The sequence below is a fragment of the Xanthomonas sp. NCPPB 1638 genome (assembly GCF_041475635.2).
Classification (GTDB): domain Bacteria; phylum Pseudomonadota; class Gammaproteobacteria; order Xanthomonadales; family Xanthomonadaceae; genus Xanthomonas; species Xanthomonas cucurbitae.
Genome location: NZ_CM192984.1, coordinates 3,555,400 through 3,577,498 on the forward strand (window position 1 = coordinate 3,555,400; position 22,099 = coordinate 3,577,498).

Annotated in this window: 17 protein-coding genes and 1 pseudogene; 3 read left to right on the forward strand and 15 right to left on the reverse strand. The window is 66.3% G+C overall.

Annotation, left to right across the window (positions count from 1 at the left end; genetic code table 11):
* Positions 1 to 14: 14 nt before the first annotated feature.
* Genes ACCQ13_RS15400 through ACCQ13_RS15415 form a run of 4 tightly spaced genes read right to left on the reverse strand, consistent with a single transcriptional unit; the run spans position 15 to position 3,002 of the window.
* The gene (locus ACCQ13_RS15400) at positions 15 to 548 is read right to left on the reverse strand and encodes a pilus assembly protein PilP (RefSeq protein WP_159407504.1); all 534 of its coding nucleotides are present in this window, start codon (positions 546 to 548) and stop codon (positions 15 to 17) included.
* Positions 545 to 1,210, reverse strand: coding sequence for a type IV pilus inner membrane component PilO (locus tag ACCQ13_RS15405; protein WP_104602513.1), 666 nt, complete (start codon positions 1,208 to 1,210; stop codon positions 545 to 547). Before ACCQ13_RS15405 ends, ACCQ13_RS15400 begins: the two co-directional genes overlap by 4 nt.
* Positions 1,207 to 1,944 carry a PilN domain-containing protein gene (locus ACCQ13_RS15410; protein WP_104602514.1) on the reverse strand — a complete coding sequence of 246 codons (738 nt, stop codon included), beginning with the start codon at positions 1,942 to 1,944 and terminating at the stop codon, positions 1,207 to 1,209. Before ACCQ13_RS15410 ends, ACCQ13_RS15405 begins: the two co-directional genes overlap by 4 nt.
* Positions 1,944 to 3,002: a pilus assembly protein PilM gene (locus ACCQ13_RS15415; RefSeq protein ID WP_104602515.1), complete on the reverse strand. Its 1,059-nt coding sequence runs from the start codon at positions 3,000 to 3,002 to the stop codon at positions 1,944 to 1,946. Before ACCQ13_RS15415 ends, ACCQ13_RS15410 begins: the two co-directional genes overlap by 1 nt.
* A 214-nt stretch (positions 3,003 to 3,216) precedes the next feature.
* Between ACCQ13_RS15415 and ACCQ13_RS15420 the strand changes: the two genes are divergently transcribed.
* Positions 3,217 to 5,643 carry a penicillin-binding protein 1A gene (locus tag ACCQ13_RS15420; protein ID WP_167526933.1) on the forward strand — a complete coding sequence of 809 codons (2,427 nt, stop codon included), beginning with the start codon at positions 3,217 to 3,219 and terminating at the stop codon, positions 5,641 to 5,643.
* A gap of 244 nt (positions 5,644 to 5,887) precedes the next feature.
* A pseudogene (locus ACCQ13_RS15425) lies at positions 5,888 to 6,534 on the forward strand (hypothetical protein).
* Positions 6,535 to 6,707: 173 nt separating this feature from the next.
* On the opposite strand, the gene ACCQ13_RS15430 reads toward ACCQ13_RS15425, so the two are convergent.
* The 11 genes from ACCQ13_RS15430 to kdgD form a co-directional block, all read right to left on the reverse strand.
* Entirely contained in the window at positions 6,708 to 7,997 is a 1,290-nt protein-coding gene (locus ACCQ13_RS15430; protein WP_104539991.1) for a citrate synthase, read from the reverse strand.
* A gap of 230 nt (positions 7,998 to 8,227) precedes the next feature.
* Positions 8,228 to 8,470 (reverse strand): type B 50S ribosomal protein L31, encoded by a 243-nt coding sequence (locus ACCQ13_RS15435; protein WP_104602518.1) that lies wholly within the window; start codon positions 8,468 to 8,470, stop codon positions 8,228 to 8,230.
* 72 nt (positions 8,471 to 8,542) lie between these two features.
* Positions 8,543 to 9,481, reverse strand: coding sequence for a nucleoside hydrolase (locus tag ACCQ13_RS15440; RefSeq protein WP_159407506.1), 939 nt, complete (start codon positions 9,479 to 9,481; stop codon positions 8,543 to 8,545).
* 140 nt (positions 9,482 to 9,621) lie between these two features.
* Positions 9,622 to 11,763: an ATP-dependent DNA helicase RecG gene (gene recG / locus ACCQ13_RS15445; protein WP_104602520.1), complete on the reverse strand. Its 2,142-nt coding sequence runs from the start codon at positions 11,761 to 11,763 to the stop codon at positions 9,622 to 9,624.
* Positions 11,764 to 11,793: 30 nt separating this feature from the next.
* Entirely contained in the window at positions 11,794 to 12,174 is a 381-nt protein-coding gene (locus ACCQ13_RS15450) for a RidA family protein (RefSeq protein ID WP_159407507.1), read from the reverse strand.
* A 394-nt stretch (positions 12,175 to 12,568) separates the two neighbouring features.
* A complete protein-coding gene (garD, locus tag ACCQ13_RS15455; RefSeq protein ID WP_159407508.1) occupies positions 12,569 to 14,110 on the reverse strand; it encodes a galactarate dehydratase in 1,542 nt (513 codons plus the stop codon).
* 36 nt (positions 14,111 to 14,146) lie between these two features.
* Positions 14,147 to 15,418, reverse strand: a complete 1,272-nt coding sequence (locus ACCQ13_RS15460) for an OprD family porin (protein ID WP_104602523.1) — start codon at positions 15,416 to 15,418, stop codon at positions 14,147 to 14,149.
* Between the two features lie 76 nt (positions 15,419 to 15,494).
* A complete protein-coding gene (gudD, locus tag ACCQ13_RS15465; RefSeq protein ID WP_159407509.1) occupies positions 15,495 to 16,850 on the reverse strand; it encodes a glucarate dehydratase in 1,356 nt (451 codons plus the stop codon).
* A gap of 19 nt (positions 16,851 to 16,869) precedes the next feature.
* Positions 16,870 to 18,264: an MFS transporter gene (locus ACCQ13_RS15470; RefSeq protein ID WP_337999765.1), complete on the reverse strand. Its 1,395-nt coding sequence runs from the start codon at positions 18,262 to 18,264 to the stop codon at positions 16,870 to 16,872.
* 115 nt (positions 18,265 to 18,379) lie between these two features.
* Positions 18,380 to 19,960 (reverse strand): aldehyde dehydrogenase (NADP(+)), encoded by a 1,581-nt coding sequence (locus ACCQ13_RS15475; protein ID WP_159407511.1) that lies wholly within the window; start codon positions 19,958 to 19,960, stop codon positions 18,380 to 18,382.
* On the reverse strand, positions 19,960 to 20,877 hold the full coding sequence (kdgD, locus tag ACCQ13_RS15480; protein ID WP_104602526.1) for a 5-dehydro-4-deoxyglucarate dehydratase: 918 nt from the start codon (positions 20,875 to 20,877) through the stop codon (positions 19,960 to 19,962). Before kdgD ends, ACCQ13_RS15475 begins: the two co-directional genes overlap by 1 nt.
* 295 nt (positions 20,878 to 21,172) lie before the next feature.
* Between kdgD and ACCQ13_RS15485 the strand changes: the two genes are divergently transcribed.
* Positions 21,173 to 22,042 carry a LysR family transcriptional regulator gene (locus ACCQ13_RS15485; protein WP_104602527.1) on the forward strand — a complete coding sequence of 290 codons (870 nt, stop codon included), beginning with the start codon at positions 21,173 to 21,175 and terminating at the stop codon, positions 22,040 to 22,042.
* Positions 22,043 to 22,099: the final 57 nt, after the last annotated feature.

Genomic DNA, 22,099 nt, shown 5'->3' on the forward strand with positions numbered 1-22,099 from the left:
TATCCCCTATCACTTTATTGATCCTCCAGTGCGAGTGCGGCCGGCCGTTCAAGCCATCCACCCGCACCGTCCGGCACCAGTTCAATCAGCTCGATGCGGTCTTCGTAGACCCCGGTCACCCGGCCATCGCTCTGTCCCAGATACACACCCGGCCGCACCCGGTAGGTCACCTTGTCCGGCGCCATGACCAGCGCGATCAGACCCGACCCACCCCCGATGGTCCCCACCATGTCAAGGGCGTCGAGCGGAAAGGCTTCCAACGGCTCCTTGCGCCGGTTCGGGTCCGGTCGCGTCCCGTTGCCGCCTTCCGCACTGACCCAGGCATCGCTGAACGGGTCACGCATCGACTGCGCTGCGTATTCGAACGTCTCGAACTGCTGCATCACCGGCAGCGGCTCCAGCGGCGGCGCAGGACGCGCGCGCACCTCGGCCACCCAGGCTTCCAGATTGGGCGCATCACCGGGCGTGCTGGTGATGCTCCGGCTGCACGCCGGCAATACTGCAATTAGCGCCACGCAGGACAGGATCTTGAGCAATTTCATGTTCATTGGCCGCCCTTCTTCGCCGCGTCGGCCGTCGCCTTCTCCTGCTCGGCCATTTCCTCATCGTCCAGATAACGATAGGTCTTGACCGTGCCGGACAATTCCAGCGCGCCGCGCGCAGTGATGCCGGCCTTGGCATCCCTGGGCTTGAGGTTGATGTCGTGCATGGTCAGGATCACCACGCGCGGCAGCGAGGCCACACCGCTGACGAAGGCGCCGAACTGGTGATAGCTGCCCACCATGCGCAGGGCGATCGGCTTCTCGGCGTAGAACTCCTTCGGCGATTCCGGACCCGGCTGGAACAGCTCGTTGGACAGGCCGCTGGACAGCGCGGTCTGCGAGATGTCGATGATGAGGTCCGGCATTTCGGTCTTGCTGGGCAGCTGGCGCAGCATCTGCTGCAGCACCTGCTCCATCTGCGCGAGCTGCTGCTTGAGCGGCTCCAGGTTGACCGCACGGCCCTGCTGGGTCTCGAACTCGGTGCGCAGCTGGGATTCGGTGCCTTCCAGGCCTTCCAGCTCATCGCGCTTGCTGCTGATGAGCAGGAACCAGGCCAGCACCATGATGAACAGGCCCACGACCACGCAGAACACGATGCGCGCCTGCTGCGGCCAGCCGCCGATGTTGTTGAAATCCAGATCGCTGAGCTTGAATGATTTCTTACTCATGACGCCGCCCCCTCCTGCGGCCGGGTGGCTTGCGCCGGTGCAGGCGCTGCGGGTGTCGGCGCCGGTGTGGCGGCAGGTGCCGGTGCAGCGCCCGCTGGCGTTGCACCGGGTGCCTGCCCGTCGACCGGCGCCGTCCCGTTCTTGTCGGCCTCGTTCGGATTGGCCAGCTTGACCTTCAGCGTGAACACATACGGCAGCGCCTTGGTCTCCACCGACGCGGCGGCGGGCTGGCCGGCGGCCTTGTCCTGGCTCTTGGCCTCGATGATCGACAGGTCCGGGCTGGTCATCCAGCCCGAGCCCTCCAGGTTGCGCATGTAGGTACTGACGCGCGCATTGGATTGCGAGCGGCCTTCCAGGGTCAGGATGTCGCCATCCTGCTTGACGTTGGTGAGCGCCACGCCATCGGGAATGGTGCGCACCAGCGAATCGAACAGGTGCACCATCTGCGAGCGGTTGGCCTGCAGCTCCTCGATGACCTTCTTGCGGGCCAGCAGGCGGTCTTTCTTCTTGTCGAGTTCCTTGATCTCTTCGTTCTGCGCCTTGACCTTCTCGATCTCGGCGGTCAGGAACGCATTGCGCTCGGTCTGGCCGCTGATCTGCGCGTCGTAGTAGAACCAGATCAACGCCGACAACAGCACCCCGCCCAGCGCGGCGAAGCCCAGCATCGAATAGAACTCGCGCTCGCGCGCCTTCCTGCGCTCAGCGCGCCAGGGCAACAGGTTGATTCTTGCCATCAGTCGAAGCTCCTCAGGGCCAGGCCGGTGGCGATCATCAGGGCGGGCGCATCCAGCGCCAGCGCATGGGCCTGAACCTTGGGACCCAGCGTCATCTGTGCGAGCGGGTTGGCCACCACGGTGGTCACCCCCAGCTGTTCTTCGACCATCTCCGGCAGGCGCGACAGCGCAGCGCAGCCGCCGGCCAGCACGATGCAGTCCACGCGATTGAATTCGCTGCCGGCGTAGAAGAACTGCAGCAGGCGGCTGATCTGCTGCACAGTCGCCTCCTTGAACGGCTCAAGCACCTCGACCTCGTAGCTTTCCGGCAAGCCACCCTGGCGCTTGGCCAGGCCGGCCTCTTCGTAGGTCAGGCCATAGCGGCGCATCACTTCGTCGGTCAGCTGCTTGCCGCCGAACACCTGCTCGCGGCTGTACAGGCTACGGCCGGAGCGCAGCACGCTCAGCGTGGTCATGGTGGCGCCGATATCCACCAGCGCCACCACCGCATCGGCGGCCACCGGCAGTTCGCTGGAAACCAGGGCGAAGGCGTTTTCGACCGCGAAGGCCTCCACGTCCATCACCTTGGCGACCAGGCCGCCCAGTTCCAGCGCCGACTGGCGCAGCTCCACGTTCTCCGAGCGCGAAGCGGCCAGCAGCACCTGGACCATGTCCGGGCTGTTGGGCATCGGGCCGAGCACCTCGAAATCGAGATTCACTTCCTCGATCGGGTACGGGATGTAGTTGGTGGCCTCCAGCTCGACCTGCGCTTCCAGATCGCTGTCGTCCAGGTCGGCGGGCATCGGGATCAGCTTGGTGATGACCGCCGAGCCGGCCACGGCCGCCGCCGCGTTCCTGGCCTTGCTGCCGGAACGGTTGATGGCGCGGCGAATGGCTTCGCCCACCGCTTCCACTTCGACGATGTTCTTTTCTACCACCGCATTCGGCGGCAATGGTTCCACCGCGTAGTGTTCCACGCGGAAACGGTTCCCGCTGCGCGACAGCTGCAACAGCTTGACCGCAGTGGAACTGATATCGACACCGATCAGTGGCGACTGACTCTTGGGTAGAAGCCCCACGGTAACTCCCCTGCCGATGGGCACTTGGACGCACGCTGCGTCCTCGCATTAATAATCAAATTTTAACAGTTGACAAGCCCCTCACGCGCAAGGCAATGACCCCGCGAGCGTGACCCCAGTGCCGTCTTCTGCGATCCCCAGAGTTCGGCCCCAGCCAAACTCGGCGTCATCTATACTCTGTGGCCAAGAAATCTGCAATCGGAATCTCTCGTACATGCCCCGTATTCGCCGTTGGCTGGGCTGGATCCTGGCCGCGCTCGTCGTGCTCGCCCTGCTTGGCGCCATTGCCGCTGGCGGCCTGTACTACGCCATTTCATCGAAGTTGCCCGACGTACAGTCCCTCAAGCAGGTTGAACTGCAGGAGCCGATGTACGTCTACGCCAGCGACGGCCGCCTGATGGCCGTCTATGGCGAAACCCGGCGCTACCCGGTCCAGATCAAGGAGGTTCCGCTGCGCCTGAAGCAGGCCTTCCTGGCAACCGAGGACGCGCGCTTCTACGAGCATGGGGGCGTGGACTACAAGGGCATTGGCCGCGCGATCTGGCTGCTGGCCACCACCGACGCCAAGCGCGTACCCGGCGGCTCGACCATCACCCAGCAGGTGGCGCGGCAGTTCTTCCTCAACTCCGAATACAGCTATACCCGCAAGCTGGCCGAGATCCTGCTGGCGCGCAAGATCGAAAGCGAGCTGAGCAAGGACGAGATCTTCGAGCTGTACCTCAACAAGAGCTTCTTCGGCAATCGCGCCTACGGCGTGGGAGCTGCGGCCGAGTATTACTACGGCAAGAAGATGGACGCGTTGAGCCTGGACGAGATGGCCTCGCTGGCCGGCATCCCCAAGTTCCCCTCCAGCGGCAATCCGATCAGCAACCCGGAGCGCGCGCGAGAACGGCGCGACTATTACGTGCTGCAGCGCATGGCCGAGCTGGGCTTCGTCAGCCAGGCCGAAGCCGACGCCGCCAAGGCCGTGCCGATGCACGCCAAGCCGCACGAGCCGCCGGTGCAGGTGTACGCACCCTACGTGACCGAACTGGTGCGCCAGGAGATGATCGCCAAGTACGGTGGCGACGTGCTCAACAAGGGCTACCACGTCACCACCACCATCGATGCCACCCTGCAGACCGGTGCCGACGCGGCGATCAGCGAAGGTCTGCGCCTGTACGACCACCGGCATGGCTGGCACGGGGTGGAGCAGCACTTCGAGGTGGCCGCCGATGCCGATGCCGCCGCGTTGGCCAAGCATCTGTCCGGCGTCTTCATCCAGGGCGGGCTGCGCCCGGTGATCGTGGCGCGCACCAACCCCGATGGCGGCGTCACCGTCGTGCAGCACGACAAGACCGAACTCACCCTGCCTGCCTCGGCCAGCCGCTGGACCAGCAAGACCCCGGCCAAGCTGCTGACCCGCGGCGACCTGACCCGCATCCGCGCCGACGAAAAAGACGGCGAGTGGATCATCGACCAGCTACCGCGCGGCCAGGCGGCCCTGGTGTCGCTGGACGCCAACAGCGGCGCACTGCGCGCGTTGGTCGGCGGTTTCAGCTTCGCCGGCAACAAGTTCAACCGCGCCACCCAGGCGCGCCGCCAGCCGGGCTCCAGCTTTAAGCCGTTCGTGTACGCGGCCGCCTTCGAGAAGGGCTTCAACCCAGCCTCGATCGTACTGGATGCGCCGGTGGTGTTCCGCGACCGCCGCGGCAAGACCTGGTCGCCGCAGAACGACGGCGGCGGCTTCCGTGGCCCGATGCGCCTGCGCGAAGCGCTGGTGCAGTCGCGCAATCTGGTCTCGGTGCGCCTGCTGGACGCCATCGGTGTCGATTTCGCCCGCAAGTACATCAGCCAGTTCGGCTTCCAGGAGGCCGAGCTGCCGCCCAACCTGTCGATGTCGCTGGGCACCGCGTCGCTGACGCCGCTGTCGGTGGCGCGTGGCTACGCGGCGTTCGCCAATGGCGGCTCGCGCGTGGACACCTGGATCGTGGATGAGGTCAGGGACCGCGACGGCAACCTCATCTTCAAGGAAGTGCCGGCGGTGGCATGCCGCACCTGCGCTCTGCAAGGCGGCAACGTCGCACCGGTGAGCCAGGTGGTGGACGGCTTCAACTTCGGCGCGCAGGCAGCGGCTACGCCGCCCGCCCCGGCCGCCAATGCCGCACCGGCACCGGCGCAGGCCACCCCCGCGGCGACGGCGGAGACCAAGATTGCCCCCCGCGCCATCGACGAGCGCACCGCCTACCAATTGGTGTCGATGATGCGCGACGTGGTCCAGCGCGGCACCGGCACCGCCGCCAAGGTGTTGGGCCGTGAGGACGTGGGCGGCAAGACCGGCTCGACCAATGACCACCGCGACGCCTGGTTCTCCGGCTTCGGCGGTCCGTATGCCACCACCGTGTGGGTCGGCCGCGACGACTTCCGCTCGCTGGGCTACCGCGAGTACGGCGGCAAGGCGGCCTTGCCGATCTGGATCGACTACATGCGCGTGGCGTTGAAGGACAAGCCGATCGCCGCCAACGATCCGCCCGATGGCATGACCCAGGCCACCATCAACGGCGCAGTCGAGTGGGTGAAGAACGAGGACCTGGATCGCCTGCAGGATTACGACTACGGCTTGCAGGAACAGCAGGACGAGAAGGCGTTCGATATTTTTTAAGGGCTGGGATTCGGGATTCGGGAATGGGGAATCGGAACAGCGTGGCTGCTCCGGCTCCCCTTTTTCTTGGGCGGGTGAGGCAGGTGCAATGACGCGAACAGGCAGCTGCCGTTTGTGGCTGATTGCCTGATGGAGCGAGATCGGCAGTACGACGCGGTTCGTGCTCAACATGGCGCAACGCATTCGCCATGTCTTCATGTGGCTGTTGTAGAGTCGAGCCCAGGTTCATCAGGGGAGCCGGGTCATGCATCACGCACGCCAGCACGCCGATACGCGCACCCGGGAACGCCGCCATCGGCTCGCCCATGAGGCCGCCAGATTGATGGCCGAAGGCGGCATCCGCGATTTCCACCAGGCCAAGCTCAAGGCCGCCAGCCGGCTCGGCATCCATGACGACGCTTCGCTGCCGCGCAATCGCGAGATCGAAGATGCCTTGCGCGAGTACCAGCGCCTGTTCGCCGGCCCAGACCACACCTGCGGCTACGCCAGCGCCGCGAGGCGGCGTTGCGGGCGCTGGATTTCCTCAGCCGGTTCCAGCCGCGGCTGACCGGCCCGGTGCTAGAGGGCACTGCCGATGCGAATGCGCCCGTGCAGTTGCAGCTGCACAGCGACGATGCCGACGCAGTGCAACGCTTTCTGGAAGAACACCGCATTCCTGCCGAAGCGCGTACCCGCCGCCTGCGGCTGGACCGCGAGCGCAACGGCGAGTTTCCGGTGTGGCTGTTCAGTGCCGAAGACCTGAGCTTCGACCTGACTGTGCTGCCCTACGACGCCCTGCGCCAGGCACCGCTCTCGCAACTGGACGAAAAGCCGATGCCGCGCGCCTCGGCGGCGCAACTGCGGCAGCTGCTCGCCGAACAGGAGAGCGCCGCGTACCAGCAACGGGATTGAGCCCGCGCAAGCGCTCCCATTGCTGGGCGGGCCGTCGGCATTTATCCGGCGACTGCTCGCCAGGCTTTGCCAGCCGCGCTTGGCAAGCGCCCCGGTTTCAGTGACGGCAGCAGCCAAAAACGAAAACGCCCCGCAGTGCGGGGCGCTGGTTTACGCAGCGAAACGTGAGTCGATCAGCGCTTGGCGCTGTCGGTGTAGTCGCGCTTGTCGTAGCCGGTGTAGATCTGGCGGGGACGGCCGATCTTCATTTCCGGGTCCACCTGCTGTTCCAGCCAATGCGACACCCAGCCGGCGGTGCGGGCGATGGCGAACATCACAGTGAACATTTCCACCGGGATATTGAGCGCCTTGTAGATGATGCCCGAGTAGAAGTCGACGTTCGGGTACAGCTTGCGCTGCACGAAGTAGTCGTCCTTCAGCGCGGCCTCTTCCAGCTTCAGCGCCACTTCCAGCAGCGGGTCGTTGACACCCAGCTCGCCCAGCACCTTGTGGGTCATCTCGCGGATGATCTTGGCGCGCGGATCGAAGTTCTTGTAGACGCGGTGACCGAATCCCATCAGGCGGAACGAGGAGTTCTTGTCCTTGGCCTTGGCCACGGCCGACTCGACGTTATCGGCGGTGCCGATTTCTTCGAGCATCTTCAGCACCGCTTCGTTGGCGCCGCCGTGCGCCGGGCCCCACAGCGCGGTGATGCCCGCTGCGACCGATGCGTACGGGTTGGCGCCAGTCGAACCGACCAGACGCACGGTCGAGGTCGAGGCGTTCTGCTCGTGATCGGCGTGCAGGATGAACAGCAGATCCAGCGCCTTGGCCACGACCGGGTTGATCTCCAGCGGCTCGCTCGGCACTTCGAACATCATGTGCAGGAAGCGGTCGACGTAGTTCAGGTTGTTGCGCGGGTAGCGGATCGGCCAGCCGATCGAATAGCGGTACGCAGCAGCAGCCAGGGTCGGCACCTTGGCGATCAGACGGATGGCGGCCTGGCGGCGCTGTTCCGGATCGTTGAGGTCCAGGGTGTCGTGGTAGAACGCCGACAGCGAGGCGACCGAGCCGGCCAGCATGGCCATCGGGTGGGCGTCGTGGCGGAAACCGCCGAGGAAGTTCTTCAGCGACTCGTGCATCATCGTGTGATGCGTCACTTCGTGGTCGAACTTCTTGAATTCGTCCGCCGTCGGCAGTTCGCCGTTCATCAGCAGGTACGACACTTCCAGGAAGCTGGACTTCTCGGCCAGCTGCTCGATCGGGTAGCCGCGGTACAACAACACGCCATTGTCGCCATCGATGTAGGTGATGGCCGACTTGCAGCTGGCGGTGGCGGTGAAGCCCGAGTCGTAGGTGAACAGACCGGTTTCTTTGGTCAGCTTGGAAATATCGACGCAGTCATTGCCCAGCGTGGGCTTGAGAACCGGCAGAACGACCGACGTGTCGCCGGCGTTGAGCGTGACCTGATCAAGATCGGACACTGTGTACGCTCCTTCAGTGGAAGGCGCCTGATCCCACATGGGCAGGCACGTGATGGAAGTCCAAGGCATCGCCTCGGATCACGTCATTATCGCACAGCAGCATTTTGGTCGTCGCTTGGACTGAAGTCGTAGACGCGCGTCGCAGGGGCGACGCAAACGAAGCGGCGGCAGGCCCAAAACAAACGGCCGCGCAGTGCGCGGCCGTTGCTGGTACAGCCCGTCTTGCAGGCTTAGCGCCCGTAGCGCCTCTGGAACTTGTCGATCCGGCCGCCGGTGTCGATCACATTGTGCTTGCCGGTGTAGAACGGGTGCGACGCGGAGGAGATTTCCACCTTGATGAGCGGATATTCCTCGCCGTCCTCCCACATCACGGTATCCTTGGAGCTCATGGTGGATCGGGTCAGGATCTTGAAATCAGAGGTCACGTCGTGAAAGACGACCTCTTCGTAGTCGGGATGCACGTTATTTTTCATGGGCTTGGCGCTCGGGCTGCCTGGATAAGCCGAGCATTATAGCGACCTGCAGGCACCCTGCGCAAGGTGCCCCTAGCTCGCCGCCAGTGCCGCGCCGACCAGCCCGTGGAACCGTTGGCGGTCGTATTGCAGCAACAGGTTGGCATTGTCGGGCGCGCGGCCCTGCCGGTTCCAGTCCACCAGGGTCATCCCGCGGGTGTGGGTGCCGGACAGTTCGATCTGCACCGGGCGCCGCTCCAGGCGCTGGGCGCCGTCCGGGTGCAGCGCAAACGCCATCGCCAGCGCATCGGCCGCATACCAGTACTCGCCGCGGCTGTCTTCGGACCACAGGCGGGTCTTGCGCGAGATCTCCTCGTAGAAGCGGGCGCGGGCCGAATCGGCGGCCAGCCACTGCTCCACGTCCCGGTGCAGCAGGCCGTGCGCGATGGTGGCCTCCCAGTCGGCCACGTCGAAGTGCGGGAAACCGCGGAACACGATGTGCGCCGCCTCCGGGTCGAAACCGATGTTGAATTCAGCTGCCGGGGTGATGTTGCCGTGCCCGGTCAGCGCCCCGCCCATCACCACCAGCCGCGCCACGCGCTGCGGCAGGGTCGGGTCCAGGGTCAACGCCAGGGCAAGATTGGTCAGCGGGCCCAGTGCCACCAGCAACAGCTCGCCGGCGTATGCATGCGACAAGCGCAGGATCGCGAGCGCGGCATGTTCCGCTTCGACGCAACGCTTGGCCGCCGGCAGACCAACGTCGCCAAAGCCATCGATGCCATGCACATGTGCCGCATCCACGGAGGAATGCAGCAGCGGCTGCGGGCAGCCGGCATATACCGGCACATCGTCGCGACCGGCGATCTCGCACACCTTCAAGGCGTTGCGCACGGTGTGCTCCAGGCCCACGTTGCCGGCGGCGATGGTCAGCCCGACCACCGCATGGCGGCTGTCGTTGAAGGCCATCAGCAACGCCAGCGCATCATCCACGCCCGGGTCGGTATCGATCAGCAGCGGTATCTTTTTTGTCATGGGATTCGGGAGTGGGCATTCGGGATTCGTTGCCCCATCTTCGCAAGGATCAGCCGATCAAGCGAACGCCTTCGGATGAAAAGGAAGCAGCAGCCTTTGCTTTTACGATTCCCGAATCCCGATTCCCGATTCCCAGCCGCTCAAGCGGCCGCATACCGCACCGCGCTCCCGATCCAGCGCGCCACCACCCGATCAGCGATCTCCGGCGCCTCGGCCAGCAGGCGGTCGGCCAGCACCTGCACGCGCGGCAGCAGGCCGGCGTCGCGGGCCAGGTCGGCGATGCGGAAACTGGCCAGGCCGGTCTGGCGCGTACCCAGCAGTTCGCCAGGACCGCGCAGCTCCAGGTCCCTTTCGGCGATCACGAAGCCATCGTTGGTCTGGCGCATGGTTTCCAGGCGCTGACGGGCCATCAGCGACAATGGCGCCTGATAAAGCAGCACACAGCTGGAGGCGGCCGCGCCGCGCCCGACTCGCCCGCGCAACTGGTGCAACTGGGCCAGGCCCAGACGCTCGGCGTTTTCGATAATCATCAACGACGCATTGGGCACGTCTACGCCGACTTCGATCACGGTGGTGGCCACCAGCAGATCGCTGCGGCCCTGCTTGAAATCGAGCATGGCCCGCTGTTTCTCGGCCGGTTTCATGCGCCCGTGCACCAGCGCCACGCGCACGCCGGGCAGTTGCGCCGACAACGCCTCGTAGGTGACCTGCGCGGCCTGCGCTTCGATGCGCGGCGGCCCGCCCGGCGCGCCCTTCTCCGGCTCTTCGCTTTCTTCGATCAGGGTGCACACCCAGTACGCCTGGCGGCCTTCGGCACAGGCGGCGCGGATGCGCTCGACCAGCTCCGGACGCCGCTCGGCACTCAGGACAATCGTCTGCACCGGGGTGCGTCCGGGCGGTAGTTCGTCGATGGCCGAGACGTCCAGATCCGCATACGCGGACATCGCCAGCGTGCGCGGGATCGGGGTGGCGGTCATCACCAACTGGTGCGGCACGCTGCCGGCGGCCGCACCCTTGTCGCGCAGCGCCAGGCGTTGGTGCACGCCGAAACGGTGCTGCTCGTCGATGATGACCAGGGCCAGGTCATGGAAGACCACCGCCTCCTGCATCAGGGCATGCGTGCCCACCACCAGCTGCGCCTGGCCGGAGGCCACCTCGGCCATGGCCGCAGCGCGCGCCTTGCCGGTGACCTTGCCGGCCAGCCAGACGATGCGCACGCCCAACGGCTCCAGCCAGCCGCGCAGGTTGGTGAGGTGCTGCTCGGCCAGCAGTTCGGTGGGCGCGGCCAGGGCCGCCTGCTTGCCCTGCTCCACCGCCAGCATCGCCGCCAGCGCCGCGACCACGGTCTTGCCGCTGCCGACATCGCCCTGCACCAGCCGCAGCATCGGCGAGGGCTGCGCAAGGTCGTGCGCAATCTGTTCGAACACCCGCTGCTGCGCGCCGGTGAGCTGGAACGGCAGGGCATTGCGCAGTTGCTGCACCAGCCGGCCGCCGCGCAACTGCGGGGCACGCAAGCGCTGCAGCGCGATGCGCTGACGGCGCAGGCTGAGTTGATGGGCCAGCAGTTCTTCCAGCGCCAGGCGCCGCTGGGCCGGATGCCCGCCAGCGAGCAGCTGCTGCGGATCGGTGCCGACCGGCGGGCGATGCATGGTCAGCAAGGCCGTGCGCAGCGAGGGCAGCTGGTCGTCCTGCAGCCACTGCGATGGCAGCAATTCCAGCGCGGCCTCCGGCGGCAGCCGCTCCAACGCCTGGCCGATGAGCTTGCGCAGCGTGGCCGGGCCGACCCCTTCGAGCACCGGGTAGACCGGGTCCAGGCTGTCGCCCAAGCCGGCATCCTCGCCCGGCGCAAGCACCCGATAGCTGGGATGGACGATCTCCCAGCCGTGCTGGCCGGGCTTGGGCGTGCCGAACACCCGCACGCGCGTCCCCACGGCAAACTGCGCCACCTGGGCAGCGCGGAAATGGAAGAAGCGCAGCACCACGCTGCCGTGCGAGTCATCGGAGACCGCCACGCGCAACACCGGGCGGAAGCGAAAGCCGCGTTCCACCGCCTCCACCCGCCCTTCGATCTGCGCGGGCACGCCGCTTTGCAGCTGCGCGATGGTGGTCAGGCGGGTGCGGTCTTCGTAACGCAGCGGCAGGTGCAGCCACAGGTCCTGCAGGCTCACGATGCCGCGCGCGGCAAATTTCTCGGCCACCCTCGGGCCGACACCAGGCAGGCTGGACAACGCAGCCTGGCCGGCGACGGCCAGGCTTGGCGCTGCGGTGGGTGCGCGCGGCACGACGGATCGGCGCCGATCAGCCGGACGGAATCAGTCGAGCACCATCACCGCATCGACTTCGAAGCCGGCGCCCTTGGGCAGGCCGGAGACCTCGATGGTGGAGCGGGCCGGGAACGGGGCCTGGAAATAGTCCTGCATCACCGCGTTGACGGCGGCGAACTGGCCCAGGTCGGTCAGGTACAGGCCCAGCCGCACGATCTTGTCGAGCGAGCCGCCGGCTGCTTCGGCCACCGCCTTGAGGTTGTCGAAGGCGCGGCGTGCCTGCGCGCCGATATCGCCGGGCACGATCTCGCCGGTGGCCGGGTCCAGCGGAATCTGGCCGGAGAAATACACGGTGTTGCCGGCGCGCACGGCCTGGGAATACGGACCGATGGCGGCAGGCGCCTGATCGGTATGGATGATCTGGGACATGGGAACTCCGTCAACACTGAAAACGAGCGCGCATTGTATCGGCGCATGCCGTTGACGGGCGAATGGGTGAGCAATAGGCGCTGACGGCGCGCGGGCGTTGGCCGGTGGTGTGGCGGCGCGTTGATCGGTGGGGTGGGTGTCTTACGAGGGTGTTGATGGCGGCTTGATTTCGCCTGCACGCACGATGGTTTTCATGAGACTGCGCGGGTGTGCTATCGGGCGCTGTGCGACATAGCGCATGAGGCTGCGCACCTGCCCTCATCCGCCCCTTCGGGGCACCTTCTCCCATCGGGAGAAGGGAACGGCAAGCCCCGCTCCCTGCGGAAGAGAGATGGGGGTGAGTGCCCCGGCGTCGCCACGCCAGGCGACCTGCGCCATCGTGCAGCAAGCGTTGCTAAGTAATCGGCGCCGGGTTGAACAAGGCCAGATCGTTGTGCAGGCGATGCCGCTCGGTCCAGGTGCGTTGGCCGCTGGCCACGTCCAGATAGCGCTGGAACAACTCCCAGCCCAATTGCTCCAGCGTCTTGGCGCCGGTCGCCACGCCGCCGGCATCGATGTCCATCAGGTCGGACCAGCGCTGTGCCAGCTCGCTGCGGGTGGCCACCTTGATGACCGGCACCATGCCCAGGCCGTAGGGGGTGCCGCGGCCGGTGGTGAACACATGCAGGTTCATGCCGGCGGCGACCTGCAGCGTGCCGCAGACGAAGTCGCTGGCCGGGGTAGCGCAGTACTGCAATCCGCGCCCCTTGACCCGCTCGCCGGGTGGCACCACGCCATTGATCGCCGAAGAGCCGGATTTGGCGATCGAGCCCATCGCCTTTTCCACGATGTTGGCCAGCCCGCCCTTCTTGTTGCCGGGGGTGGTGTTGGCACTGCGATCGGCCTGCCCACGCGCCAGATAGGCGTCGTACCAGGCCATCTCGCGTACCAGCGCCTTCGCCACGTCTGCATTGGCGGCGCGTGGCACCAGCAGATGGATGCCGTCGCGCACTTCGGTGTTTTCCGAGAACATCACCGTGGCGCCGGCACGCACCAGCAGGTCGGCGGCCACGCCCAGGCCCGGGTTGGCGGTGACGCCGGAAAACGCGTCGCTACCGCCGCATTGCATGCCTACCACCAATTCGCTGGCCGGCACGGTTTCGCGGCGGCGCCGATCCAGATGGCGCAGGCGTTCTTCGGCCATGGCCATGATCGCGCCCACCATGTCGGCAAAACCCAGGCTGGCTTCCTGCAGGCGATACACGCCGCTGTCGTCGTCGCTGGCGTCGTCGGGCAACAGACGCTCCGGCGCGAGCTTTTCGCAACCCAGTCCCACGATCAGCGCCTGCCCGCCGAAGTTGGGGCTGCGCGCGATGTTGCGCAGCGTGCGGATGGGAATGATGGCCTCCGGCGCAGTGATCGCCACGCCGCAGCCGTAGACGTGATTGACCGCCACCACATCGTCGACATGCGGATACCTGGGCAGCAACTCGGCGCGGATGCGGTCCACCGCGTGCCCGAGCACGCCGACCACGCACTGCACGCTGGTCATGATGCCCAGGATATTGCGTGTCCCCACGCTGCCATCGCGATTGCGGTAGCCCTGGAAGGTGTAACCCTCCAGCGGCTCGGGCGCTGGCGCCGGATGCAGCCCCAGATCCAGCGTGGCCAGTTCGGGGGCCTCGGGCATCGCCAGCAGCTGCTCGCTGACCCAGGCGCCGCGTGCAATCGCGGCATTGGCGGTGCCGATCACCGCGCCCAGGCGGATCACCGGCGCGCCCGCCGGCAGGTCCACCAGCGCCATCTTGTGGCCCTGCGGAATGTGTTCGATGGCGCTCACCCCATCCGGAAAACCGGCGCCGGCGGGCGCACCGCCATCGTTGACGACAATGGCGACGTTGTCGCGCGCATGGGCGCGGATGCTGAGCCAGGGCATGGCGTGCTGGGTTGCGGACATCAGGGGCTACCTTGCAGAACATGGGGGTGGAATGCGTTAACGATCGGGGCTGTCGAACTGGCGCCGATACTGCAGGATCAACCGGTTTTCATCGACGTTGCGCTGGTAGTTGGAGCGAAAGGTGCCGTTGAACCAGATCAGGCTCAGATGCTTGAAGCGCTCGCTCTGGAACTGATAGGTAGTGAGCACATCGCGCGCCCATTCGCGGCCTTCGCCGGCATAGGTGGCCGGGCGTGCATTGTCGCCGCTGATGTAGCGCACCATGACGCTGAGGCCGGGAATGCCGATGCTGTCGCCATCGATGCTGTAACGCAGTTGCCAGCTGCGCTCGCCGCGCTCGAGGAAGTCGTTGATGAAGGTCCAGTTGAAGACATTGCCATCGGTGCCGCCCGGCCAGGGCATGGCGCTGGGGCCGGACAGCTTCTGATAGCCGACACCGAATTCATGGCCGCCGGTGCGCCAGGACACCATGCTGCTGACCATGCGGTTGTCGATCAAGCCGGCGCGCGACTGACCAGTATCGTCGGTGCGGAAGTAGCGCAGATCCACGCGCAGGCGGTCCTTGCCGAACATCTGGGTCTGGATCAGGTTGTAGAGCTGCTGGCGGTAGATGTCTTCCATCACCGCGCCCTGATAACGCAGCTGGGTGCCCGGGGCCAGCGTATAAGTCGCCGACACCAGATCGAGCGCGTCCGAATCAGGGGTCCCGAGAAAGCGACGGTTCTTGTTGGCCAGGGTGATCGGCACGCGCGAATCGCCGTCGCGATACCAGGCGCTGGTGAAACGCGCCAGCAGCAGATCGAGCTTGGGCACATCCTTGGACTCCAGGGTCACGCCCTGAAAGGTCTCCGGCATGATGCGGGTGATGCTGGCGCGCACCAGCGGCTCGTTGGGAATGAAACTGCCCCATTTCAATTCGGTCTGCGAGGCGCGTAGCTTGAGCGTGGGCGCCACGCGCACCAGCGCGTGCTGCGCAGTGCCATCGTCGTTGCTGGGCAGCAGGCCGGTGCCGCCTTCGGCACGCACGCCATCGAGCTTGAAGTCGCCGATGCCCAGCAGGTCCAACCCTGCGCCGACCGGGCCGCGGGTGTAGCCGCTCCTGGCATCGACCACGAAGCCTTGCGCCCATTCGGCCCGCTTGCCCTGCCCGTCGCCACTGCGGAAGTCGCGGTTGTAATAGAAATTGAGCGCGGTGACCTCGGCCGTGGCGCCATTCCAGAATCCCTCATCGGGCTGTTGCGCACGCGCACGCCCGGCCGCGCCGACCGCCAGCAGCGCAGCGCCGCTGATTGCCATCATGCTTTTCATTGCTCGATTCTCCAGCTGCGGTGAACGCGCGGTCAGGTGCTGCGGCCGGTGCTCCGGCCGCAAGCATCTAGACGCCTCAGCGCACCAGGCAGGGACGCTTGTTGTCGAAAGTCCAGTTGGGGATCAGCGCCTGCATGGCGACGGCATCGTCGCGCGCGCCCAGGCTCAACCCCTGGTAGGTGCGATGCGCCGCTTCCAGCGCGTCCATGTCCAGCTCCACGCCCAGGCCGGGCTTGGCCGGCACCTGGATCTGGCCACCTTCGATCTGTAGCGGATCACGGGTCAGGCGTTGGCCGTCCTGCCAGATCCAGTGCGTGTCGATGGCGGTGACACGCCCCGGCGCGGCGGCGGCCACATGGGTGAACATCGCCAGCGAAATATCGAAGTGGTTGTTGGAATGCGAGCCCCAGGTCAGGCCCCAGTCGCGGCACAGTTGCGCCACACGCACCGAGCCTTGCAGCGTCCAGAAATGCGGGTCGGCCAGCGGAATATCCACCGACTGCAGCTGGATGGCGTGACCCATCTGGCGCCAGTCGGTGGCGATCATGTTGGTGGCCGTCGGCAGGCCGGTGGCGCGACGGAATTCAGCCATGACCTCGCGACCGGAATAGCCCTGCTCGGCTCCGCACGGGTCCTCGGCATAGGCCATCACGCCATGCATGTCGCGACACAGCGCGATGGCCTGTGCCAACGACCACGCCCCGTTGGGGTCCAGGGTGATGCGCGCCTGCGGAAAGCGCGTATGCAGCGCATGGATCGCCTCGATCTCCTCCTCGCCACGCAACACGCCGCCCTTGAGCTTGAAATCGCGGAAGCCGTATTTGGCGTAGGCCGCTTCGGCCAGCCGCACCACCGCGGACGGCGTCAGTGCCTCCTGGTCGCGCACGGCCTCCCAGGCATCGGTGGCAGCGCTACCGTCGCGGTATTCCAGGCCGGTCTTGCGACGATCGCCGATAAAGAACAGGTAGCCCAACACGTCGACCGCATCGCGCTGCTGGCCTTCGCCGAGCAGCGCGGCCACCGGTTGATCCAGAAACTGCCCGAGCAAGTCCAGCAATGCCGCTTCGATGGCGGTCACCGCATGGATGGTAATGCGCAGATCGAAGGTCTGCAGGCCGCGTCCGGCGCTGTCGCGGTCGGCGAAGGCGGTGCGCACCTGATTGAGGATGCGCTGGTAGTCGGCGATGGAACGGTCGCGAATCAGCGCGGCCGCCTCGTTCAACAGGCCGGCGATGGCATCACCACCCGGCACCTCGCCCACGCCGGTGCGCCCGGACGAATCGCGCAGCACCAACACATTGCGAGTGAAGTACGGCGCATGCGCGCCACTGAGGTTGAGCAGCATGCTGTCCTGGCCGGCCACCGGCACCACGCGGATGTCGGTAATGCGCGGCGTGGCGCCGATGCCTGCAGCAGAAGTATGGATGTTCATCAGGACTCTCCGAAGACGGTCAACGCGATACAGGCATGGGCGCGGCCGGGCCACCCGGAGGGGCCTTCAGTTCCACGCGCTTGATTTGCCCGACCACGAACAGATAGGACACCACCGCCAGCAGCGCATTGAGCCCGACAAAGACCAGCGCCCACTCGAAGCTGCCGGTGGTGGAGACGATGTAGCCAATGACAATTGGCGTGGTGATGCCGGCGATGTTGCCGAAGGTGTTGAACAGGCCACCGGACAGGCCGGCGATTTCCTTGGGCGAGGTATCGGCCACCACCGCCCAGCCGAGCGCACCGATGCCCTTGCCGAAGAAGGCCAGCGCCATCAGCCCCACCACCATCCATTCGGCCTGCACGTAGTTGCAGCCAATCATCGTCACCGACATCAGCATGCCCACCACGATCGGCGTCTTGCGCGAGACGGTGAGCGAGTACCCGCGCCGCACCATGCGGTCGGACACATAGCCGCCCAACACACCGCCGACAAAGCCGCACACCGCCGGCAACGAGGCCACAAAGCCCGCCTCCAGGATCGACATGCCGCGCTCCTTGACCAGGTACACCGGGAACCAGGTCAGGAAGAAATAGGTCAGCGTGGTGATGCAGTACTGGCCGATATACACGCCCAACAGCATGCGGTTGCACAGCAACTGCTTGGCGTAATGCCACTGCGTCCCCTTGGGCTGACTACCGGGCTTGCTGCCCTGTTCCATGTCCACCAGTGCGCCATTGCGCTGGATGTAGTCCAGCTCCTGCGCAGACAGACGCGGATGCTCGCGCGGCGCATAGATCGTCTTGCGCCACAGCAGCGCCAGCAGCACGCCCACGCCGCCCATCACCAGGAACACATGCTCCCAGCCCCAGGCATGCACCAACCAGCCCATCAGCGGCGCAAACGCCACCGTGGCGAAGTACTGCGCGGAATTGAAGATGGAGGCGGCCAGGCCGCGCTCGGCGGTGGGAAACCAGGCTGCCACGATGCGGCTATTGCCGGGGAACGACGGCGCTTCGGCAATGCCCACCAGAAAGCGCAACACAAACAGGGTGGTCACCGCCCAGGCCACCGGCACCCAGCCGATGAAGCCCTGCAAGGCGGTGAACAACGACCAGATCAGCAGCGACAGCCCATACACACGGCGCGAGCCGAAGCGGTCGAGCAACCATCCACCGGGAATCTGCCCGGCCACATAGGCCCAACCGAACGCGGAAAAGATGAAGCCCATCTGCAGCGCGTCGATGCCCAGCGCATCCTGGACCGCGGAACCGGCGATGGACAAGGTGGCGCGATCGGCATAGTTGATCGTGGTCACCACGAACAACATCAACAGAATCAGATAGCGCCTGCGCGGAACCGTCGGTGCGCCGACTGTCGTTGAACCGACCGTTTTTGAATCGATAGCCATCATCGTTCCTCACCTATGACGATGGAAGCGCACTGCGCTTCGGGATTCCAAGTGGGCCTGCGGTTGGCATGCCGGACCCTCCTCCGGCACGCCTCAGGCAACGTTGCGAACGGGTCGGTCAGTCGTGGCCCAACGCGCCATCCACGCGACGCCACACGCCCATCGGGTTGCCGTGCGCCACAGCCGCCGGCAGCAGCGCCGCCGGCAGGTCCTGGTAGCAGACCGGGCGCAGGAAGCGATCGATCGCCAGCGTGCCCACCGAGGTGCTGCGGCTGTCGGAGGTGGCCGGGAACGGACCGCCATGCACCATGGCGTGGCAGACCTCCACACCGGTGGGCCAATCGTTGACCAGGATGCGGCCGGCCTTGCGCTCGAGCACCGGCAGCAATGCCCCCGCCAATTCGGTATCGCCGTCGTCCATGTGCAAGGTGGCGGTGAGCTGGCCTTCCAGCTGTTCGCTCAATGCACGCAACTGGGCGATGTCCTTGCAACGCACCAGCAGCGAGGAGGCGCCGAATACCTCGGCCTGCAGCGCTTCATCAGCCAGGAAGGCATCGGCATCGGTGCCGAACAACGCCGCCGGGCAACGCCCCGTGTCTACAGCCGCGCCACGTGCCAGGGTGACGACCTGCGGATGCGCATCCAGGCGCTGCACGCCTTGCGCATACGCATGGCCGATGCCGGTTGTAAGCATCGCCGCCGGCGATACCTCCTGCAGCGCTTGCGTTGCCAAGACAATGAAGCCATCCAGTGCCGGCGAATCGATCGCCAGCAGCAGGCCGGGGTTGGTGCAGAACTGCCCCGCGCCCAGGGTGAGCGAGCCGACGAACGCCTTGCCCAGTGCCGACGCGCGCGCTTCAAGCGCATGCGGCAACAGATAGACCGGGTTGATGGCGCTCATTTCCGCATACACCGGAATCGGCTCGCGGCGTGCGGAAGCAATCTTGACCAACGCCATGCCGCCGCCACGCGAGCCGGTGAAGCCCACGGCCTTGATGCGTGCATCGGCCACCAGCTGCGCGCCGATCTCGATGCCGGCATCGAACAGCAGCGAGAACACGCCTTCGGGTAGACCGCACTGCGCCACTGCGGCCTGGATCGCGCGGCCCACCAGTTCGGACGTGCCCGGATGGGCGCCATGCGCTTTCACCACGACCGGGCAGCCGGCCGCCAGGGCGGAGGCGGTGTCGCCGCCGGCCACCGAAAACGCCAGCGGGAAGTTGCTGGCACCAAACACCGCCACCGGCCCCAATGCGATATGCCGCTGGCGCAGATCCGCACGCGGCAGTGGCGTGCGCTGCGGCATGGCGGGGTCGATGCGCGCCTGCAGCCAGCTGCCTTCGCGCACCACGTTGGCGAACAGCCGCAGCTGGCCCACGGTGCGTCCGCGCTCGCCTTCCAGCCGTGCACGCGGCAGCGCGCTTTCGCGCATGGCGCGTTCGATCAGCGCATCGCCCAGTGCCAGGATCTGCTCGGCGATGGTCTCCAGAAAGCCGGCGCGCACTTCCAGCGAGGTGTCGCGATAGGCATCGAACGCCGCGTGCGCCAGCGCGCAGGCCTGTTCCAGATCCTGTGCGCTGGCCGAGGCGAACACCGGCTGCAGCGCTTCGCCGCTGGCCGCATCCAGCCCCTGAAACACCGCGCCGGCGCCGGGCACGCTGCGTTGGCCGATCAACGATTCACCCTGGATGGCATGCATCAGCGGCGTCCTCCGATCAATTGCTTGAGCTGGGCGAATTCGTCCTCGTTGAGGTCGGCCAACGGCGTGCGCACCGGACCGGCCGGGCGGCCCACCGCGCGCATGCCGGCCTTGACGATGGACACCGCATAGCCGGCGCGGCGATTGCGCAGCACCGTATACGGCAGCACGAAATCGTTGAGCTCGCGGTAGATGGTGGCGTGGTCGCGCGCGCGCACCGCCGCATAGAACGCCAGCGCCCACTCGGGCAGGAAATTGAAGATGGCCGACGAATAGGTGGTAACGCCCATTTCCAGATACGGCAGCGCGAAGGTTTCGGCCGTAGGCAGCCCGCCCACGTACAGCAGCCGGTCGCCCAGCCGCGCATAGATGCGGGTCATGCGATCCACGTCGCCGATGCCGTCCTTGTAGCCCACCAGGTTGGGGCAGCGTTCGGCCACGCGCGCCAGGGTCACATCGTCGAGCTTGGCATTGGCGCGGCCGTAGACGATCACGCCGAGCTTGGTTGCCTTGCAGACGCGTTCGACATGGTCTGCCACGCCCTCGGCATCGCACTCGGTCAGGTACGGCGGAAACAGCAGGAGGCCGTCGGCGTCGTTGCGTTCGGCGGCCTGTGCCATCTCGATGGCGATCGCGGTGCCGTAGCCGGCCGGCGCAATTACCGGCATGCGCCCGGCGGTCTGGGTCACCGCGGCACGTACGGCGCGGTTGACCTCGTCCAGGCTCAGCGAAAACAGCTCGCCGGTGCCGCCGGCGGCAAACAGCCCGGCTGCCGGATGCGAGGACAGCCAGTCCAGGTTGGTGCGATAGGCCGGTTCGTCGAACGCCCGCTCGGCATCGAAATGGGTCACCGGAAACGACAGCAACCCGGCGCCAAGCGCCTGGGCCATTTCGGACGGGGTGTATCTGCTGCTCATCGGACAAACGCTCCTAGGCGGGGGTGGGCTGATCCTAGGAACGCAGATCGTTGCTGGTCCAAACCAAATTACGTATTGTTTGATACATGATTCGAATCAATCGCGTCATGGATGACGCGAAACCGGTGCAAATGGCTGCTTTGCAACGGTTTTCTGCGGCCTACGTAATTATGGATGCTCGTGCTCGTTGTCGGTGCCGTGCCGGCGTGCCGCGTATTCATCCGCGCACCGTGCGCAAAGATGTTGCACGTGCAGCATCGAATTCATCCAAATCGCCCAGCGAGGGGCTGCTTTCATGTTCGATCTGCCCCAGCTGCGCTGCTTCGTCGCGGTTGCCGACGAGCTGCACTTTCGTCGCGCAGCCGAGCGGCTGAACATGACCCAGCCACCGCTGAGCCGGCAGATTCAGCTGCTGGAGCACAGCGTCGGCACCGCGTTGCTGGAGCGCAACAGCCGGCATGTGCGGCTGACCCAGGCCGGGCGCAGCCTGCTGGCCGAAGCGCGCGCGATCCTGCGCATGGCCGAGAACGCCGGCCTGCGTGCGCGCCGGATCGGCACCGGCGATGCGGGCAGCGTGTCGGTGGGCTTCACTGCCGGGGCCAGCTATCGCTTCCTGCCCGAGGCCATCGCGCGCTGGCGCAGGCAGGCGCCGGATGTGGACCTGCAACTCAAGGAAATGGTCAGCCTGGCGCAGCTGGATGCGCTGGACGCGGGGCGGCTGGATATCGGCCTGCTGCGCCCGCCGATCCAGCGTCCCAGCCTGCACAGCCGGTGCGTGGCGCGTGAGCCACTGATCGCCGCGCTTCCCGAAGACGCGCCGCTGGCACGCCGCGACAGCCTGCGCCTGCAGGATTTCGACGACCAGCCGCTGGTCAACTACGCACCCGATGAGGCGCGCTACTTCTACGATCTGCTAGCGCAGCTGTTCGGCAGCCGCGGCATCGCGCCGCGCTCGGTGCAATACGTCAGCCAGATCCACTCGGTGCTGGCACTGGTGCGCGGCGGCATGGGCATGGCACTGGTGCCCGAAGGCGCGAGCGGCCTGCGCTATGCCGGCATCGTGTACCTGCCGCTGCGCGATGAGGCGCCGGCCACGCCGGTGGAATTGCATCTGGTGTGGAAGCAGGACAACGACAATCCGGCGCTGCGCCGATTGATTGCCTGAGCCCCCCCCCCGCTGCAGGCGCCACCAGCCCCATCCTGCGCGGCGACTGCCCGACCC

Coding starts and splice junctions, on each gene's coding strand:
- ACCQ13_RS15450 (WP_159407507.1), bottom strand. CDS start 12,174: ATGTCCCAGATCATCCATACCGATCAGGCGCCTGCCGCCATCGGTCCG.
- ACCQ13_RS15485 (WP_104602527.1), top strand. CDS start 21,173: ATGTTCGATCTGCCCCAGCTGCGCTGCTTCGTCGCGGTTGCCGACGAG.
- ACCQ13_RS15435 (WP_104602518.1), bottom strand. CDS start 8,470: ATGAAAAATAACGTGCATCCCGACTACGAAGAGGTCGTCTTTCACGAC.
- ACCQ13_RS15460 (WP_104602523.1), bottom strand. CDS start 15,418: ATGAAAAGCATGATGGCAATCAGCGGCGCTGCGCTGCTGGCGGTCGGC.
- garD (WP_159407508.1), bottom strand. CDS start 14,110: ATGTCCGCAACCCAGCACGCCATGCCCTGGCTCAGCATCCGCGCCCAT.
- gudD (WP_159407509.1), bottom strand. CDS start 16,850: ATGAACATCCATACTTCTGCTGCAGGCATCGGCGCCACGCCGCGCATT.
- kdgD (WP_104602526.1), bottom strand. CDS start 20,877: ATGAGCAGCAGATACACCCCGTCCGAAATGGCCCAGGCGCTTGGCGCC.
- ACCQ13_RS15410 (WP_104602514.1), bottom strand. CDS start 1,944: ATGGCAAGAATCAACCTGTTGCCCTGGCGCGCTGAGCGCAGGAAGGCG.
- ACCQ13_RS15475 (WP_159407511.1), bottom strand. CDS start 19,960: ATGCATGCCATCCAGGGTGAATCGTTGATCGGCCAACGCAGCGTGCCC.
- ACCQ13_RS15405 (WP_104602513.1), bottom strand. CDS start 1,210: ATGAGTAAGAAATCATTCAAGCTCAGCGATCTGGATTTCAACAACATC.
- ACCQ13_RS15420 (WP_167526933.1), top strand. CDS start 3,217: ATGCCCCGTATTCGCCGTTGGCTGGGCTGGATCCTGGCCGCGCTCGTC.
- ACCQ13_RS15440 (WP_159407506.1), bottom strand. CDS start 9,481: ATGACAAAAAAGATACCGCTGCTGATCGATACCGACCCGGGCGTGGAT.
- ACCQ13_RS15470 (WP_337999765.1), bottom strand. CDS start 18,264: ATGATGGCTATCGATTCAAAAACGGTCGGTTCAACGACAGTCGGCGCA.
- ACCQ13_RS15400 (WP_159407504.1), bottom strand. CDS start 548: ATGAACATGAAATTGCTCAAGATCCTGTCCTGCGTGGCGCTAATTGCA.